This is a genomic window from Nocardia sp. NPDC057440 (assembly GCF_042802915.1).
Lineage (GTDB): Bacteria > Actinomycetota > Actinomycetes > Mycobacteriales > Mycobacteriaceae > Nocardia.
In genome coordinates, this window is the sequence record NZ_JBHVDF010000003.1 from 79,112 (window position 1) to 94,334 (window position 15,223).

Below are 15,223 nucleotides of genomic sequence, written 5' to 3' on the forward strand. Positions count from 1 at the left end.
GCGCCCGGGGCGCGCCGCGCCCTCCCCCTCACACTCCCCGCCCCCACCCCCCCGCGGCGGGGGCGCGCCCCCGCCGCCCCCGGCCCGCCCGCGGCCCCCGGCCACGCGGCGCGACCGTGCTCATGATCGCCCGTGGCCGTGACGACCTACTGGCGGCCGCCGCCGCCATTCGCGCTGAAGGTGGTGCGGCCCATGCCTATCCGTGCGACATCACCGATGCGGACGCCGTCGACGCGCTGGTCACCACGCTGCTCACCGACCATGGTCACGTCGACTACCTGGTGAACAACGCGGGTCGCTCGATCCGCCGCTCGGTGCTCAATTCCACCGATCGCATGCACGATTTCGAGCGGACCATGGCGGTCAACTACTTCGGCGCGGTCCGGCTCATCCTCGCCCTGCTTCCCTCGATGCGGGCACGGCGCTTCGGGCACATCGTCAATATCTCCTCGATCGCCGTGCAGACCAAGGTGCCGCGCTTCGCCGCCTATGTGGCGAGCAAATCGGCCCTCGACAATTTCAGCGAGATCGCCGCTGTCGAAAATCAAGACGCCGGAATCACGTTCACCTCGGTTCGGATGCCGTTGGTCCGCACCGCGATGATCGCGCCCACCGACCTCTACCGCTCACTCCCGGTCCCCGACCCGGATCAGGCCGCGACCATCGTCGTGCGGGCGCTGACCGACCGGCCCGACCGCATCGACACCCCCGTCGGCACCTTCGCCCAGGCCGTCGAACTGCTGATGCCGACGGTCAAGCGCAACATCATGCACCAGGGCTTCCGGATGTTCGGCGAATCCCATGCGGCACAGAACGTTCCCGCAACGGTCCCGGCCGTGCCGATCGCCGACTCCGACGAACGCCGGTCCGCGCCGACGCCCAAGCGCAGCGCGCTGCTCGCCCTCGCACCGGTGCTGCTCCCGCTGATGGCAGTGCCGAGCCCCGCCGCGCGAGTGGCCAGGGTGGTGCCCGGCCTGCACTGGTAGCGCCTGCCGCTCGGGGACACACGGGTCCGAACACACCGGCGGCGGGGCCGACTCCAGTCGGTCCCGCCGCACGGATTTCCCCGTGGTTCTAGACCCGGCTCGCCGCGAACCAGGCGGCGGGCCACATGGCCCAGCCGTAGTTCGAGTGCTGGGTCGGGTCGATTCCGCCGCCACATATCGGATCACCGCCTGCGCAGTAATTCGCGGTGCGCCAACCGAAATGACCGGGGACGCTCCATCCGATGAGCCGGAGCGGATCACCGAACAGCAGCACCGCCGACACCTTCCACTGCAGGTCGCCGGGCAACGGGTAGATGCCGGGCAGCGTGGTCACGATGCCGGTGCCGAGGACACCGTGCACGACGACCGCGCCCTGCGAGTAGCCGACCAGGATGAACCGCTGATCCGGGCATACAGCGGACTGATGGATGACGCGGTCGGTCATGTCCTGGGTGCCGCGGCTGAGCGATGTCGGATCGAGTAGATCCGCAGGGTAATTCACGCGGTACGCGCCCGCACTCACCGGAAGTGCTTGCAGAAGTGTGTCATACAGCGGATCGCCGATGACCGAACCGAGGAACCCTGGCTCGTGGGTGCCCCTTGCGACGATCACCTCCACCTCAGCACAGTCATCCGCCGATGCATGCATTCCTAGATTCGTCGTCGCTGTGACTCCGAACGCGAGCAATAGCACCGCGAATACCCGCGCCACACGCCGCTTTTCGAACAGAGAAACCTTCCGGTTGACCATCGTGATCACCTCTCACGCCGTTGTGAGAAGCCGAGATTCTGACGATTGTCAGTGACAATTGCTCGGCTATATACGCGATGGTAAGGACGACCGGAGGTGCCGTCGAGCAACGGGACCCGAGTGATACCGAGTTACCGCTCAATCGTGTCCTCGGTGGTCTCGCTGGAGTGACGAGAACCGCTGCGCCAGTGAAACGCCCGTGCGCGAGATTCGCGGGAGGACGCGATCCGCTGTATCCAGGGAGTACCCCCGCGCGGGCCGGTATATGCGGTGTTCGCCTGCCTGCGCAGGGAATTCACGTGGTTCGAGGCGGGTGTCGGCGGTCACCGAGCGAATTTCCCGCTCCTGGAACAGGTGCCGCTGATGCTTCGGCGCGGGATGGCGCTGAGGGGTCACCCGCGACGTCGAGCACACCATCGCGTTCGAGCGCAGGCGGCACCCGACCACCGGCATCCGCCAGAGCTTCCGCCCGGTCGGTGAATCTCGTGCCGCACAGCGAACGACAGCGGTTCCAAGCAACGAAGGGCAGTGCCGTCGCAGGGGCGCGCCGTGGGCTGGGAAGCGATGCGCTCGTTGCGTCGGCTCCCGGTCCTGCTGCCGCCGACTGCCTTGCCGAGTCCGTAGGGTGGATTTCCCGGCGGGGTTCTACAGATGGTTTGCCGCGAACTCGGCGGCAGGCCACGTGGCCCAGCCGTAGTTCGAATGCTGGGTCGGGTCGATTCCGCCGCCACACACCGGATCACCGCCCGCGCAATAATCCGCGGTCCGCCCGGCGAATTGACCGGGGACGCTCCATCCGACGGCCCGGAGCGGATCGCCGAACAACAGCACCGCCGACACCTTCCATTCCAGGTCGCCGGGCAGCGGATAGATGCCGGGCAGCGTGGTCACGATGCCGGTGCCGAGGACACCGTGCACGACGACGGCGCCCTGCGAGTAGCCGACCAGGATGAACCGCTGGTCCGGGCAGTCCACTGACTGCTGGATAACGTGCGCGGTCAGGTCCTGGGTACCGCGGCTGAGCGATGCCGGATCGAGCAGGTCCGCGGTGTAGTTCACGCGGTACGGACCGCTGCTCACCGGAAGTGCTTGCCGGAGTGTGTCATACAGCGGATCGCCGACTATCGAGCCGAGGTGCCCCAACTCCTGGGTGCCCCTGGCAACCACCACCTCGACGTCCGCACAGGATTCGGCCCATGCGTGCAATCCCAGGTTTGTCGTCGCCGTGATTCCGGCCGCGAGCAGTAGCACCGCGAATGCCCTGGTCGCCCGCCCCTTGTCGAACAGAGATGCCTTCCGGTTGACCATCGTGATCGCCTCTCACGCCATTGTGAGAAGCCGAGATTCTGACGATTGTCAGTGACAATTCTTCGGCTACACATTCCATTGTAGGAATGACCCGACAAGCCGTCGAACAACCGAATGCGAGCGGCGGCCGGGTATCGCCCCGCGCCCCGACCGTCTGGTCTGCGCCGGCGCAGGCGCCGGCACGATGGCACGCCACCCTCTGGCCTGGTTCGCCGGCCGGCCACTCAAGGAACAAGAACCGCTGCGCCGGTGAAACGTCCGTGTGCTAGATCGGCGAGCGCGTCGTTCGCGGTATCGAGGGGGTAGCCCCGCGTGGTCAGGTGTATGCGGTGTTCGCCTGCCAGCGCCAGGAATTCACGAGCGTCGGCGCGGGTGTTGGCGGTCACCGACCGAATTTCCCGCTCTTGAAACAGATGCCGCTGATAGTTCAGGATCGGGATGTCGCTCAGATGGATGCCCGCGACGGCGAGCACGCCGCCGCGGTCCAGCGCCGCGAGCGCGGGCAGCACCAGATCCCCGACCGGCGCGAACAGAATCGCCGAATCCAGTTGGACCGGAGGCCGATCCGCGGCGCCCTGCACCGACGCGGCGCCCAGATCCGTCGCCAGCTCGCGGGCGGCCGGATCCCGGGTCATCACATGCACCTCTGCACCACGCGCCAGCGCCACCTGGGCGGCGATATGCGCACTGCCGCCGAAGCCGTATATACCCAACCGACCGCTCCGCGGCAGCGCGGCGCGCTGCAGCGCGCGATATCCGATAATTCCGGCACACAGCAGCGGAGCGGTGTCGATGTCGGAGTAGCCCGCGGGCAGCCGCAACGCGTAAGCCGCTGGGACCGTGGCGAACTGGGCGTATCCTCCGTCCGCGTCCCAGCCCGTGTACTCCGACTGCGGGCACAGATTCTCAGCGCCGCGCTGACAGTACCGGCACACCCCGCAGGTATGCCGCAGCCACGCGATCCCCACCCGATCGCCGACCGCGAAGGCATCCGCGCCGCCCTGACGAACGCCGGGGCCCAGCGCCACGACCTCCCCGACGATTTCGTGCCCGGGCACCACGCCCGGCCGATGCACCGGCAGATCTCCCTCGGCCACATGCAGGTCGGTCCGGCAGACTCCGCATGCCAGCACCCGCACCAGCAGCTCACCTGCCATGGGCTGCGGCGCGGGCTCGCGAACGCGGTCCAACGGACCGCCATCGATAGGTCCCGGCCGCCGCACCCGCCAGCCGATCATCGACGCGACGCCTGAAACCTCGCTCACATCGATCTCTCCTCGCTGTCCGCAGGAAGGTCGTCTGGGTCCCGGCGCGCGCCGGGACAACGGTCTGTGCTCGACCCTACCCATTCGATTTCCGGAATTCGCGATACTCGCTTCTGATACATTTCTGTATCGGATACATGAATGTATTCAACATCCGGTCGGCAGATCCGACAGAAGGAGGTTCGCCTTGGCATCGCCCACCGCTGCGGCGAACCCAGCGAAACGGGTCACCCGCAGACGAATCGAAACCAGAAATCGCCTGCTCACAGCCGCCTACGAGGCGTTCGCCGAGGACGGCTTCGGCCGTTCCACTGTCGAGCGCGTGTGCGACCGCGCGGGATTCACCCGAGGCGCCTTCTACTCCAATTTCTCCTCACTCGACGAGCTATTCCTTGCGATGTGGGAGCAGCGGTCCGCGGCCATGCTCACCGGCGTCCGGGCCACTCTCGACGAATTCCCGGTCGAGAGCGTGACCGACCTGCGCGCGACGGTCGAACGCCTCGATCGCGCGGTGCCGATCGACGAGGCCTGGTACCGCATCACCGCCGAGTTCACCACCCACGCACTGCGCACCCCGGCGCTGCGACAGGTGATGGCCGCCCGTGAGGAATCGATCGTCGCGGCGCTGATGCCGACCATCGTCGCCGCACTGGCCCGCGTCGGGCGCACCGTCCCCGACCCGGTCGCACTCGGGCAGGCCCTCGTCGCCGTGCACGACGGCACCGCCGTGCAGGTCCTGATGGAACCACGCAGTCGTCGGGTGCGCCGCCGACGCACCGAGCTCTTGTGCCACGTCGTACTGGCATACAGCACAACGACCGAACCCAGCACCGCAACCGAAGGATGAACATGGCCAACCGCAGTCCCGAATTCGCGCAAGAGGCAGACGTCATCGTCGTCGGCGCGGGCCTTGCCGGGCTCGTGGCGACCCACGAACTGGTCAAGGCGGGCCGCACGGTGCATGTCCTCGACCAGGAGAACCGCAACAACCTGGGCGGGCAGGCATTCTGGTCGCTCGGTGGACTGTTCTTCGTCGACAGCCCAGAGCAGCGACGCCTCGGTATCAAGGACTCCTACGAGCTGGCCATGCAAGACTGGCTCGGCTCGGCGGGCTTCGACCGCGACACCGAGGACCACTGGGCCCGCCGGTGGGCGCAGGCGTACGTCCGATTCGCCGCCACCGAGAAGCGGGATTATCTGCGTGACTTGGGTTTACGCGTGACACCGCTGGTCGGCTGGGCCGAACGCGGCGGGGCATTCGCCGACGGTCACGGCAATTCGGTGCCACGCTTCCACCTGACCTGGGGCACCGGGCCCGAGGTGGTGCGGGTATTTCAGGAACCGGTGCTCGACGGCGAGCGCCGCGGTCTGGTCGGCTTCAGTTTCCGCCACCAGGTCGATGAGCTGATCGTCGAGGACGGCTCCGTTGTCGGTGTGCGCGGCAGCGTGCTGGAAGACACCGACCTGGAGCGCGGCAAGGCCTCGTCACGAAACGTGGTCGGCGACTTCGAGTTCCGCGCCAAGGCGGTGATCGTGACCTCCGGGGGCATCGGCCACAATCACGACCTGATCCGCCGCAACTGGCCGACCGACCGGCTCGGACCCTGCCCCGAGACCCTCATCTCCGGTGTGCCCGCGCATGTGGATGGCCGGATGCTCGGCATCACGGAGTCCGCGGGCGGCGCGATCGTCAACCGCGACCGCATGTGGCACTACACCGAGGGCATCATCAACTGGGACCCGATCTGGCCCGACCACGCCATCCGGATCATTCCCGGCCCCTCGTCACTGTGGTTCGATGCCAATGGAAAGCGTTTGCCCGCACCGTGTTTCCCGGGCTTCGACACCAACTCCACCATGAAGGAGATCCTGGCTACCGGCCACGACTACTCCTGGTTCGTGCTGACCCAGTCGATCATCGAGAAAGAATTCGCGCTCTCGGGTTCCGAACAGAACCCGGACATCACCGGCAAGGACCTCAAACTCACGCTCAAGAGCCGGGTAGCCAAGGGCGCACCCGGACCGGTCGAGGCGTTCAAGCAGCACGGTGTCGATTTCGTGGTCGCCGATACGCTGCGCGAATTGGTCGACGGCATGAACAAGATCGCGCGCGGCCCGCACCTGGACCACGACGAGCTGGAACGCCAGATCGTCGCCCGCGACCGCGAACTGGCCAACAAGTATTCCAAGGACGCGCAGCTGATGGCGATCACCAACGCGCGCCAATACTTTGGGGACAAGGCGGGCCGGGTGGCCAAGCCGCACCGTATCCTCGATCCCGCGCACGGACCGTTGATCGCGGTGCGGCTGAATATCCTCACCCGCAAGACGCTCGGCGGCCTGCAGACCAATCTCGACTCGCAGGTGATGCGCGAGGACGGCACCGTCCTGCCCGGGCTGTACGCCGCTGGGGAAGTCGCGGGGTTCGGCGGTGGCGGCGTGCACGGCTACAACGCGCTCGAGGGCACGTTCCTCGGCGGTTGCATTTTCTCCGGTCGGGCTGCTGGTCGCGCGTTGGCCACGAAACTCGCCTGAACGCCACCGTTTCCGTCCATCAGGACTGACAGCCCGAGGCCCGGCCCGACGTCTGCACAGCCCGGGTGATCGGTGCCGGTGCTGCTGCGACGGGAGCCGGTGCCGTCAACGGCGCGGCCACCGCCGCGACCGAATACAGCGGCGTACCGGTGAACCGCTGCCCGGGCTCCAGCGAGATCCCCGACACCTCCACCTGATGCCCGTACACATCGACAACCCGAGCGGAGAACGGGCCCGGTCCCGCACCCGAAATCGTCCAGTAGTTGTCCCTCCCGCGGTTGAGTTCCTGCCAGCCACCGCCGGTGGCCGGCCGGATCGCGACGCGCTGGATGGGGTTTCCCGATCCGCTCACCAGGATGGCCAGCCACTGCGCCGAGGAGTCCGGTTTCACCTCGTAGAACAGTTCGGGCGCGGGATCAGGGTCACGGACGACCGTGTAGCCGACCTGCGCGACGCCATCGGAATGCTCGGCGATCTGCTCGAAGGCGGCGGCGCTCAGATCCAGCTGTCCCGGAGCGCATCCGGGGCAGCGGTCGGCGATGAGCACGCGGACATCGCCGCGCGGACCGTGCACATCGAGGTAGGCGCCGCACAGGTCGGCGTCGCCGTACTCCTGCGTGGACATCCCGACGTAGAAGCCGTCCGAGGGCAGGCCAGGAAAAGAACAGGCCACGCCCTGACTGAACGCGTAGTAACGCGCCTCGCCGGACACGCCAGGATCGGGCAGGTCCTGCGTGTGCCGCGCCGCGAGGCCGGAACTACTGGTAGCCACCGGTATTCGTGCCGTCGTGAAGCTTTCGCCGACGGTGCGCGTGGTGCCGCACGACGCGGGTGCGGGCCGGGTCACCCAGACCACCACCCCGGCAGCCGCCACCATCGCCCCGAAAGTCCACCACAGCCAACCCGAGCGAAGGTGTGTTTGCTTGATCGGTATTCGGTGCACCGCTGTCCCCGGCTTCCGGCTCACCCAACTCGCGGACTGTCCATCCTGACTGCACCAGGAAAGCAGTTGAAACGGCAACACAGGTCTCGAACGAAAAACTTCGCGGGGAGACACCCGCAGCGTGGCAATCTTGTCGCAAATAGTCAGCATTCACCTCGGCGACAGCGATGCGAGCCGGAAAAGATCCGGAGCACGACCGTTTACGAAGTAGCCCGTTCCGGCACCGCATCGACCTCGGAGAGCTGGTGGTCCATCCGGTCCCGCTTGGCGCGCAGGTAGCGAATGTTGTGTTCGGTCGGGGTCGACTGGAGCGGCAGTCGCCGCACCACGGCGATGCCGTGCTCCACCAATCCGGCCGCCTTGGCCGGATTGTTGCTCAGCAACCGTACCGATCGGATACCGAGATCGGCGAGCACCTGCGCACCCGCCGCATACCGGCGGGCATCCACCGGCAACCCGAGCGCGAGGTTGGCCTCGACGGTATCGGCGCCACGATCCTGTAATTCGTAGGCACGCAACTTGTTCAGCAGACCGATGCCGCGCCCCTCCTGGCCGCGCAGGTACACGACCACACCGCTGCCCTCCGCCGCGATCGCACGCATCGCGGCGTCGAGCTGATCGCCGCAGTCACAGCGCAGTGAGCCGAGAGCGTCGCCGGTGAGGCACTCCGAATGCAACCGCACCAGTGCCGAATCGCGGCGTGGCTCGCCGAAAACCAAGGCGAGGGTTTCGGTTTCGGTGAGGTCGTCACGGTACCCGAGCACCCGGAACTCACCGAATCTGGTGGGCAGCCGGGTCTCCACGACCCTGGTGAGCGTGTGCTCGACGCGGCGGCGATAGTCGATCAGATCGGCGATCGAAATGATCGGAAGACCGTGCGCGGCGGCGAAGTCGAGCAGGTCGGGTAGCCGCGCCATCGATCCGTCGTCGAGCACGATTTCGGCGATGACACCGGCGGGCCGCAGCCCCGCGAGCCTGGTGAGATCGACGGCAGCCTCGGTGTGGCCGGCACGGCCGAGCACACCGCCCGGGTGCGCGCGCAGCGGGAACACGTGCCCCGGCCTGGTCAACTCGTCATACCCGGTGCGCGGATCGGCGAGCAGCTGCACGGTGCGAGCCCGATCAGCGGCCGAAATGCCCGTTGTCACACCGGAAGACGCATCGACCGACACGGTGTACGCAGTGCCCTTGGGATCCTCGTTGACCGCTGTCATCGGTGGCAGCCGGAGCCGATCGAGATCCGCGCCCGCCAGTGGCGCGCACAGCACGCCACTGGTGTGGCGCACCATGAAGGCGATGGTCTCCGGCGTAGCCAATTCGGCAGCGAGCACCAAATCGCCTTCGTTCTCCCGGTTTTCGTCATCGACGACGACGACCATGCCGCCCGCCCCAAGCGCGGCGAGCGCTGCCTCGATCGTGTCCAACGACCGCTGCCGCACGAATTCGGTACCCATGACCACCTCCTATATGACTAGTAGATATATATCTGTTAGTCATAGAAAGCGGCGGTCCCGCTGAGTGGACAGCTCAGGATGCGCGTTTACCCTTGGCTTTCGCAGCCCGCTTCTGCGGTTGCCCGGCGGCGAGCTTGTCGACATCGGCCAGGAGCTCCTGCGCGAAATCGCGCTCTGCCTCGTAATGGCGGACACACCACCGCAGCACAGCGCCCGGGTATGCCCAGTCGGGGTTCTCGTCGGCGCCCTCGGCATCGATCTCGGCCAGCTTGCGCATCTTCTCGGCGTAGCCGATGTGCTCGCTCAGGATGCCGCGCAGCCGCTCCGGTTCGGCGAGATGGCCGAGCCAGGCCCGCAGCATGACGCTGTGCTTGAGCACGGGCGCCTCTACCGGCGCGTGATTCACCCACTGCGCCGCCGCGGCGCGGCCGGCGTCGGTGATCGCGTACATCCGCTTGCCGCGCACACCGTCGTCCTGCAGGACGGTGCGCGAGGTGGCGTAGCCGTGCTTCTCCAGGCGCTTGAGTTCGGCGTAGATCTGACTGAACGACGGGCTCCAGTAGAAGAATTGCAGGCTCCAATCGGCCCATTTCTTCAGGTCGTAGCCGGAGAGTTCGTCGGCGTGCGAGAGCATTCCGAGCACGGCCCAGCTGGTCGTGGGCAGATCGGGAACCCCGGCCTCTGCGGAGGCAGGCTTGGCATCGGTCACGGTAGGACTATATCTCTTAGGCATATTTCGGGTGTTAGGACACTATTCCGCAGCGAATTCGCCCCACGCAATGTGCAGTTCCACCCGTCGTTGCACTCGGCGAGTCCGACTCACCGGTGCAGGTTGTGAGCCTATGCGGCGGTGGACACGATGAGCCTCGAGACTCTGACGCCGCTGCTACCCGGCGTCCCGGGCACCGGCACCGGCACCGGCACCGGCACCGAAGATCGCTCAGGCACGTCGTTCTGGTGGGAGCGCCCGTTTGGCCATCTGGACGAAGAATGACTTCGGCGGCTGCCAGACGCCGCGGTCCTCGAATGACCACGCGTAGGTCAGGGCTCCGTCACGGATACAGTCCAGCAGGCCTGGTGCTGCGAGTTCGTGAGCTGACCAGTCATAGAGCTGGTGCAGCCTCGGAGTGATCACTCCGAAGTCGAGGAGTCGACCGAATCCGTGTTCGTTACCGAGGTAGAAATGGACACTGTCGCGGAGGGGGTACTCGTCCGGGAGCACGCGAGACAGTTGCAGGAAAATCCCGGTCATGCCGAGTCTCGGGTCACCGAGGAACGGGGCGAGCGGGCGAAGCCATCCCAGCGAGATCCGGGGGGCCGCGACGAGGGCGTGGGTGTACAGCACCCGGCAGAGCACGACGTTCATGAAGAAGCGTTCGGCCTCGCTTTCCGCCTCCGCCAGGTCGCGGTGCTCGAGGTAGGCAGCCACCACACTCCCGTTGTGCGCCCGGTACCAGGCCCGAGCGGTCGGGTGATCGGCGAACGACTTCCAGAAGTCGACCGTGCGTGAGGAAGTCGGTCCGCTATGGTCCCCGCTCAGGGCCACCGCCTCGCAACCGTCACGAAGGATGCGCTCGTTCACCGCACGCCACCATGGACTACCGGGACGGTCGCTGGAGGGTGGTTGCAGCAATCCTCGCCGGAGTTGCCATCGCATGAACGACGTCGCCGCCCGCCGGAACGGCAGATGCCGCGGGGCCCTACCGAACGGGCCGTGGTAGCAGCGCTGCATCAGGGCGATCCGGCCCGCTGGATCGTCGCGAACCGCGGCGATCTGCTGCTCGGCCCAGACAGCGGCCGTACCCGCAGAACTCATGACATCCATCGCCTTCATTGAAACGAGATACGCCGAGCTGATTCCTCAACTGTAGTGAGATTGCCCCAGCTCGCGTGAGACGCGACAGCTGCAGTCTCGCTCCGGCCACGGCCACCGGCTGCGAGGTGTGGGTCAGGGGCGGTTTTCCGGGATGCGGTCAGGGTGGAGTTCGTCCGGCCCAACGCCCGGCGGGTGAACCGTCACGGGTCGACAGTACGGCGCGGTGGTCGCGCGTGCCCTAAGGGATGAAACATCTCGTTGAGTGGGATTCGCCAGGTCCGGACACCCCAACCTTGTGACAGGTTTCACAGCACGCAATTCCTGCGCACCCGAACGTAGTTCCCGAACACCGGAGCGTGGCCGATGTCCACCATTCCCAAAGATCCGACGACTGCCGAAAGTCCTGGCAGGATAATCGAATCCGATGCCGAGACCGGCAGACTCGACGGCGCGTCGCGTGCCAGGATTTTCACTGTCCTCGCGGTCATCGTGCTGTTCACCGAGGTCGCGCCGATGCAATACACCATCGTTGCTGCCGCGTTGCAGAAGATCGCGCCCACCTTCCCCAGCGTCGGCGCGAACATCAACTGGGCGATCATCGTCTTCGGCCTCATCGGCGCTGCCGCCTCCCCGCTCATCGGCAAGATGAGCGATGTCTGGGGCAAGAAGCGGATGTTCCTGGTCTGCGGCATGCTCTTCATGCTCGGCTGCGTACTGGACGCCGTCACCGACAGCTGGGCGATCTTCCTCATCGGGCGCGGCCTGCAGGCCACCGCCATCGCTACCGCGGTGATCGCCTACGGCCTGATCCGAGACCTGATGCCACGCAAGTATGTGCCGCTCGGCCTGGGTGTCACCGCCACCGGTCTCGGCTTCTCCGCGATCGGCGGACCGCTGCTCGGCGGCTATCTCGTCGACAATTACAGCTGGCGTGCCATCTTCTGGGTGCTCGCCGGATTCACCCTGCTGATGCTTCCACTGGTGTGGTTGGTCGTGCCCGAGTCCAAGCTGCGGGTCAAGGAGCGCATCGATGTGCTCGGCGCTGTCCTGCTCTCGGCAGGCGCCGGACTCACGCTGATCTACCTCGACAAGGGTCAGGATTGGGGGTGGAGCAAGCCGCTGACGCTGGCCTGGTTGTTCGGTGGCATTGCGCTGCTGGTGGTCTTCGTGGTGGTCGAACTCAATGTCGCCCGCCCGATCATGGACATGAAGTTGCTGTTCCATCCCCGCGTCACGCTGGTACTCGGCGGTGCGCTGTTCGCCTCGTTCCTCATCGGCGTCCAGTCCTACGCGCTCGGCTACATGACGCAGACCCCGGACTCCGACACGGTCGCGGCAGGCGTCCAGCAGGCGACCCTCGCCCAGATCCAGCAGCAGACCGGCCAGCCCATGCCCGCCGCCGCGGTTCAGGTGGCCCTCGATCCCGGCTACAGCTACGGAAACGGCTTCACCCTCCTCGAATTCGCGGTCCGCATCGCCCTGCTGCAAGCCGTGCTCGCCATGATCTGCGGCGCCGCCGCGGGCGCACTGGCCCGCAAGATCGGCGCCCGCATTCCCCTGGTCTTCGCACTCGTCCTGTTCGCGAGCGCGGGCGTCTGCTACGCGGTCCTGCCCCACACCTGGGTCGTATTCCTCTGGGTGAGCGCGGCATTCGGCATCGGCTTCGGCTTCTACTACGCCTCCATGCCCATCCTGATGGTCGAAGCCGTCCCCCAGGAACAACAGGGCATCAGCCTCGGCATGCTCGGCGTCATGCAATCCATGGGCGTGGCCATCGGCCTGGCCATCGTCACCGCCTACCTCAACGCCAGCCCCATCACCGCCCAGGTCAGCGTCGCCGGCCAACCCCCACAGGGCAGCGTCATCCCCCAGGTCTTCGCCGAACACGGCTACGAAATGGGCTTCTGGTTCGCCGCGGGAGCATCGGTAATCGCCTTGATCATCGCCCTGATCATGCGCCACGGCCGCACCCCCGCTACCGGCGGCACCGCCTACTGATCCCCGCAGAACAGGGAGATGGCGGGCCGCCCCCTTCTGCAGCCCGCCATCTCCCTCCCCACCCGACTCAACACACTGCGTGAGTACCGCTTACACGGGTTCCCGGTTGTCACGCGGATGCTGGGATCGACCCGGGGTGGCGGGTCGGGCGGGGTCCTCGACCCGATCGGGTATGGATCGACACAGATGCCGCGGCCGCCGAGATCGGGCAGTGACCGATCGGACGCCGGGGCAATAAGGTCCGAGAACGCAACCACAGCCAGTCCTCACGCTGGAAGCCGCGTGAGGACTGGCTGTAGTTGCGTTCCAAGCATTTTCAATGCCAAAGAGGCAGCGAGGACAGTGGCCCACCGCCTGAGCGGCCACACACACCGCATCCAGCGCAAGGATTGCTGTTGCCCTCCAGGCGCTGTCGGCCGACGGCGGTAGTGAAATGGTGGTTCCGCACGGCCTCGCAGCCACCATTTCACTACCGTCGATAGCGCTGCCGGTCTTCTGGCGCGGGTTTGTGGGTCGACCGGCAGGTGTGCTCAGCGCCAGCGGGCGTGGCGGGGGAAGAGGGCGCGGGCGGCTTCGTGGGAAACCTCGACGAGAACCCGTGCGAGGCGGGCGGTGTCGAGGGCCGGGCGGTCGCCGCCGATCTGGCCCGACAGGGACAGTGCCCCGACGGCGGCGCCGCGGCCGCGGATGGGGACCGCGACGCAGGCGATGCCGGTGACGGACTCCTCGTTGTCGACGGCGACGCCTTGGCGGTGCCTGATGCGAGTCAGTTCGCGGTGTAATTCCGCTCTGTCGCAGATGGTTCGTGGGGTCAGTTGGGGCAGGCGGTCACGGAAGGATGCTTCCACGATGCTCGGTTCCAGCGTCGCGAGCAGAGCCTTGCCGAGGCCGGTGCTGTGTGCGGGCATCCGGCCGCCGAGGCGGGTCGGGATACCCGCGGTACCGCGCCCGCCCGCCTTGTCCAGGTAGAGCACCTCACGCCCGTCGAGCACACCGAGGTGGCCGACCATACCGGTGCGCTGCGCGAGATCGTGCAGCAGCGGGCTCACCACGTCACGAATCTCGTTGTGGTCGGCGGCGAGTCCGCCGAGTTCGAACGGCCGCAGCCCGAGCCGGTAGCCGCCGGGGGCATGCGCCAACCAGCGCAGCCGGATCATCTGATCCAGGATGCGATGCACGGTCGAGCGGGGCAGTCCGGTGCGTTCGGCCAGTCCGAGCAGCGTCAGGACCGGCGTCGAACCGTCGAAAGCGTCTAGGATCAGGGTCATTCGCTCGATCATCGAGACCGGCGGTTGATTGTTGGTCCGTGCTGTCGCGGGGCCCGCTCCCGACCACAGCTCTTCGGACTCGGGGTGGGTCATCACCTCGACCGTCATGGCTCACCTCCATTGTGTAGCTCATACAGCTTAGAAGTATTTCGATTAGGCATGTGCATTTTCGGCACGCCCGCTTGTGTCCCCAATCACATTGCCGCCGCGATGGCGAGAGGGAATCCCGGAAACTACGTAGATCGCTACGGATCTTCTCGGTAGCCGGAACCGATTATTGACAGGCGTACGAGGCGGCCGCTTACCTTCATGACGAAACGGAATATTTCTAGTCGAAACTAGGAGCACCATGGCCGTCGCCCTCGACTTCAAGGCCGTCCTCGGCCGGTTCTGCACCGGAGTCACCGCGATCACCGCACTCGACGGCGACGAACCGATCGGGTTCGCCTGCCAGTCCTTCTCCGCGCTGTCGCTGGATCCGCCCGCGGTGGCGTTGTTCCCCGCCCGCTCCTCGACCACCTGGCCGCGGATCCGCGCCGCCGAACGGTTCTGCGTCAATGTCCTCGCCGCCGACCAACAGGACCTCTGCAAGCAGCTCGGCCGCAGCGGACCCGATAAATTCGCCGGTCTCGAGTGGCGCCCGTCGCCCAACGGCTCACCCCTGCTGGCAGGCACCATCGCCTGGATCGATTGCACGCTGGCCGGCGAACTGGACGGCGGTGACCACACGATCGTCATCGGCAACGTGACCGAGCTCGGCGAGGGCCGCGACGCGGGCCCGCTGCTGTTCTATCGCTCCGGATTCGAGCGCCTGATGAGCACCGCGGAGGCGGTCGGTCCATAGGGCAGCAGGCCGAGCGAATGCGACGCAAACCGACTCGATCAGCCGCTTACCAGCG

At 66.6% G+C, this 15,223-nt stretch carries 13 protein-coding genes; 5 read left to right on the forward strand and 8 right to left on the reverse strand.

The window, feature by feature from the left end; all coding sequences use genetic code 11:
- Positions 1 to 986, forward strand: a 986-nt coding sequence (locus ACFU4Z_RS06970) for an SDR family NAD(P)-dependent oxidoreductase (RefSeq protein WP_379060447.1), incomplete at its 5' end; no start/stop codon positions are given.
- An 88-nt stretch (positions 987 to 1,074) separates the two neighbouring features.
- On the opposite strand, the gene ACFU4Z_RS06975 is transcribed toward ACFU4Z_RS06970, so the two are convergent.
- The 3 genes from ACFU4Z_RS06975 to ACFU4Z_RS06985 form a co-directional block, all read right to left on the reverse strand.
- Positions 1,075 to 1,605 (reverse strand): cutinase family protein, encoded by a 531-nt coding sequence (locus ACFU4Z_RS06975; protein ID WP_379060448.1) that lies wholly within the window; start codon positions 1,603 to 1,605, stop codon positions 1,075 to 1,077.
- Between the two features lie 777 nt (positions 1,606 to 2,382).
- Complete coding sequence (locus ACFU4Z_RS06980; RefSeq protein ID WP_379060449.1) at positions 2,383 to 3,045, reverse strand: cutinase family protein; 663 nt, start codon at positions 3,043 to 3,045, stop codon at positions 2,383 to 2,385.
- Positions 3,046 to 3,269: 224 nt separating this feature from the next.
- The gene (locus tag ACFU4Z_RS06985) at positions 3,270 to 4,283 is read right to left on the reverse strand and encodes a zinc-binding alcohol dehydrogenase family protein (RefSeq protein WP_379060881.1); all 1,014 of its coding nucleotides are present in this window, start codon (positions 4,281 to 4,283) and stop codon (positions 3,270 to 3,272) included.
- Between the two features lie 214 nt (positions 4,284 to 4,497).
- Between ACFU4Z_RS06985 and ACFU4Z_RS06990 the strand changes: the two genes are divergently transcribed.
- Together ACFU4Z_RS06990 and ACFU4Z_RS06995 are read left to right on the forward strand one after the other, a co-directional pair.
- On the forward strand, positions 4,498 to 5,157 hold the full coding sequence (locus ACFU4Z_RS06990) for a TetR/AcrR family transcriptional regulator (RefSeq protein WP_379060450.1): 660 nt from the start codon (positions 4,498 to 4,500) through the stop codon (positions 5,155 to 5,157).
- Positions 5,154 to 6,845 (forward strand): FAD-binding dehydrogenase, encoded by a 1,692-nt coding sequence (locus ACFU4Z_RS06995; RefSeq protein WP_379060451.1) that lies wholly within the window; start codon positions 5,154 to 5,156, stop codon positions 6,843 to 6,845. The genes ACFU4Z_RS06990 and ACFU4Z_RS06995 overlap by 4 nt, the downstream gene beginning before the upstream one ends.
- A gap of 19 nt (positions 6,846 to 6,864) precedes the next feature.
- Here the strand turns inward: ACFU4Z_RS06995 and ACFU4Z_RS07000 are convergent, their stop codons facing one another.
- The 4 genes from ACFU4Z_RS07000 to ACFU4Z_RS07015 form a co-directional block, all read right to left on the reverse strand.
- Positions 6,865 to 7,722, reverse strand: coding sequence for an expansin EXLX1 family cellulose-binding protein (locus ACFU4Z_RS07000; RefSeq protein ID WP_379060452.1), 858 nt, complete (start codon positions 7,720 to 7,722; stop codon positions 6,865 to 6,867).
- Between the two features lie 266 nt (positions 7,723 to 7,988).
- Positions 7,989 to 9,242, reverse strand: coding sequence for a bifunctional 3,4-dihydroxy-2-butanone-4-phosphate synthase/GTP cyclohydrolase II (locus tag ACFU4Z_RS07005; RefSeq protein ID WP_379060453.1), 1,254 nt, complete (start codon positions 9,240 to 9,242; stop codon positions 7,989 to 7,991).
- Positions 9,243 to 9,315: 73 nt separating this feature from the next.
- The gene (locus tag ACFU4Z_RS07010) at positions 9,316 to 9,951 is read right to left on the reverse strand and encodes a PadR family transcriptional regulator (RefSeq protein ID WP_379060454.1); all 636 of its coding nucleotides are present in this window, start codon (positions 9,949 to 9,951) and stop codon (positions 9,316 to 9,318) included.
- 231 nt (positions 9,952 to 10,182) lie between these two features.
- Positions 10,183 to 11,058 carry a hypothetical protein gene (locus ACFU4Z_RS07015; protein WP_379060455.1) on the reverse strand — a complete coding sequence of 292 codons (876 nt, stop codon included), beginning with the start codon at positions 11,056 to 11,058 and terminating at the stop codon, positions 10,183 to 10,185.
- A gap of 363 nt (positions 11,059 to 11,421) precedes the next feature.
- On the opposite strand from ACFU4Z_RS07015, the gene ACFU4Z_RS07020 reads away from it, so the two are divergent.
- Positions 11,422 to 13,056 carry an MFS transporter gene (locus ACFU4Z_RS07020; RefSeq protein ID WP_379060456.1) on the forward strand — a complete coding sequence of 545 codons (1,635 nt, stop codon included), beginning with the start codon at positions 11,422 to 11,424 and terminating at the stop codon, positions 13,054 to 13,056.
- A 530-nt stretch (positions 13,057 to 13,586) separates the two neighbouring features.
- Here the strand turns inward: ACFU4Z_RS07020 and ACFU4Z_RS07025 are convergent.
- Positions 13,587 to 14,432 carry an IclR family transcriptional regulator gene (locus ACFU4Z_RS07025; protein ID WP_379060457.1) on the reverse strand — a complete coding sequence of 282 codons (846 nt, stop codon included), beginning with the start codon at positions 14,430 to 14,432 and terminating at the stop codon, positions 13,587 to 13,589.
- A gap of 241 nt (positions 14,433 to 14,673) precedes the next feature.
- On the opposite strand from ACFU4Z_RS07025, the gene ACFU4Z_RS07030 reads away from it, so the two are divergent.
- Positions 14,674 to 15,168 (forward strand): flavin reductase family protein, encoded by a 495-nt coding sequence (locus ACFU4Z_RS07030; RefSeq protein WP_379060458.1) that lies wholly within the window; start codon positions 14,674 to 14,676, stop codon positions 15,166 to 15,168.
- The last annotated feature ends 55 nt before the right edge of the window (positions 15,169 to 15,223 follow it).

Excerpts from the sequence above, each read along its gene's own strand:
- ACFU4Z_RS06980 (WP_379060449.1), bottom strand. The coding sequence starts at position 3,045 with ATGGTCAACCGGAAGGCATCTCTGTTCGACAAGGGGCGGGCGACCAGG.
- ACFU4Z_RS06985 (WP_379060881.1), bottom strand. The coding sequence starts at position 4,283 with ATGATCGGCTGGCGGGTGCGGCGGCCGGGACCTATCGATGGCGGTCCG.
- ACFU4Z_RS06995 (WP_379060451.1), top strand. The coding sequence starts at position 5,154 with ATGAACATGGCCAACCGCAGTCCCGAATTCGCGCAAGAGGCAGACGTC.
- ACFU4Z_RS07000 (WP_379060452.1), bottom strand. The coding sequence starts at position 7,722 with ATGGTGGCGGCTGCCGGGGTGGTGGTCTGGGTGACCCGGCCCGCACCC.
- ACFU4Z_RS07005 (WP_379060453.1), bottom strand. The coding sequence starts at position 9,242 with ATGGGTACCGAATTCGTGCGGCAGCGGTCGTTGGACACGATCGAGGCA.
- ACFU4Z_RS07015 (WP_379060455.1), bottom strand. The coding sequence starts at position 11,058 with ATGAGTTCTGCGGGTACGGCCGCTGTCTGGGCCGAGCAGCAGATCGCC.
- ACFU4Z_RS07020 (WP_379060456.1), top strand. The coding sequence starts at position 11,422 with ATGTCCACCATTCCCAAAGATCCGACGACTGCCGAAAGTCCTGGCAGG.
- ACFU4Z_RS07025 (WP_379060457.1), bottom strand. The coding sequence starts at position 14,432 with ATGACGGTCGAGGTGATGACCCACCCCGAGTCCGAAGAGCTGTGGTCG.
- ACFU4Z_RS07030 (WP_379060458.1), top strand. The coding sequence starts at position 14,674 with ATGGCCGTCGCCCTCGACTTCAAGGCCGTCCTCGGCCGGTTCTGCACC.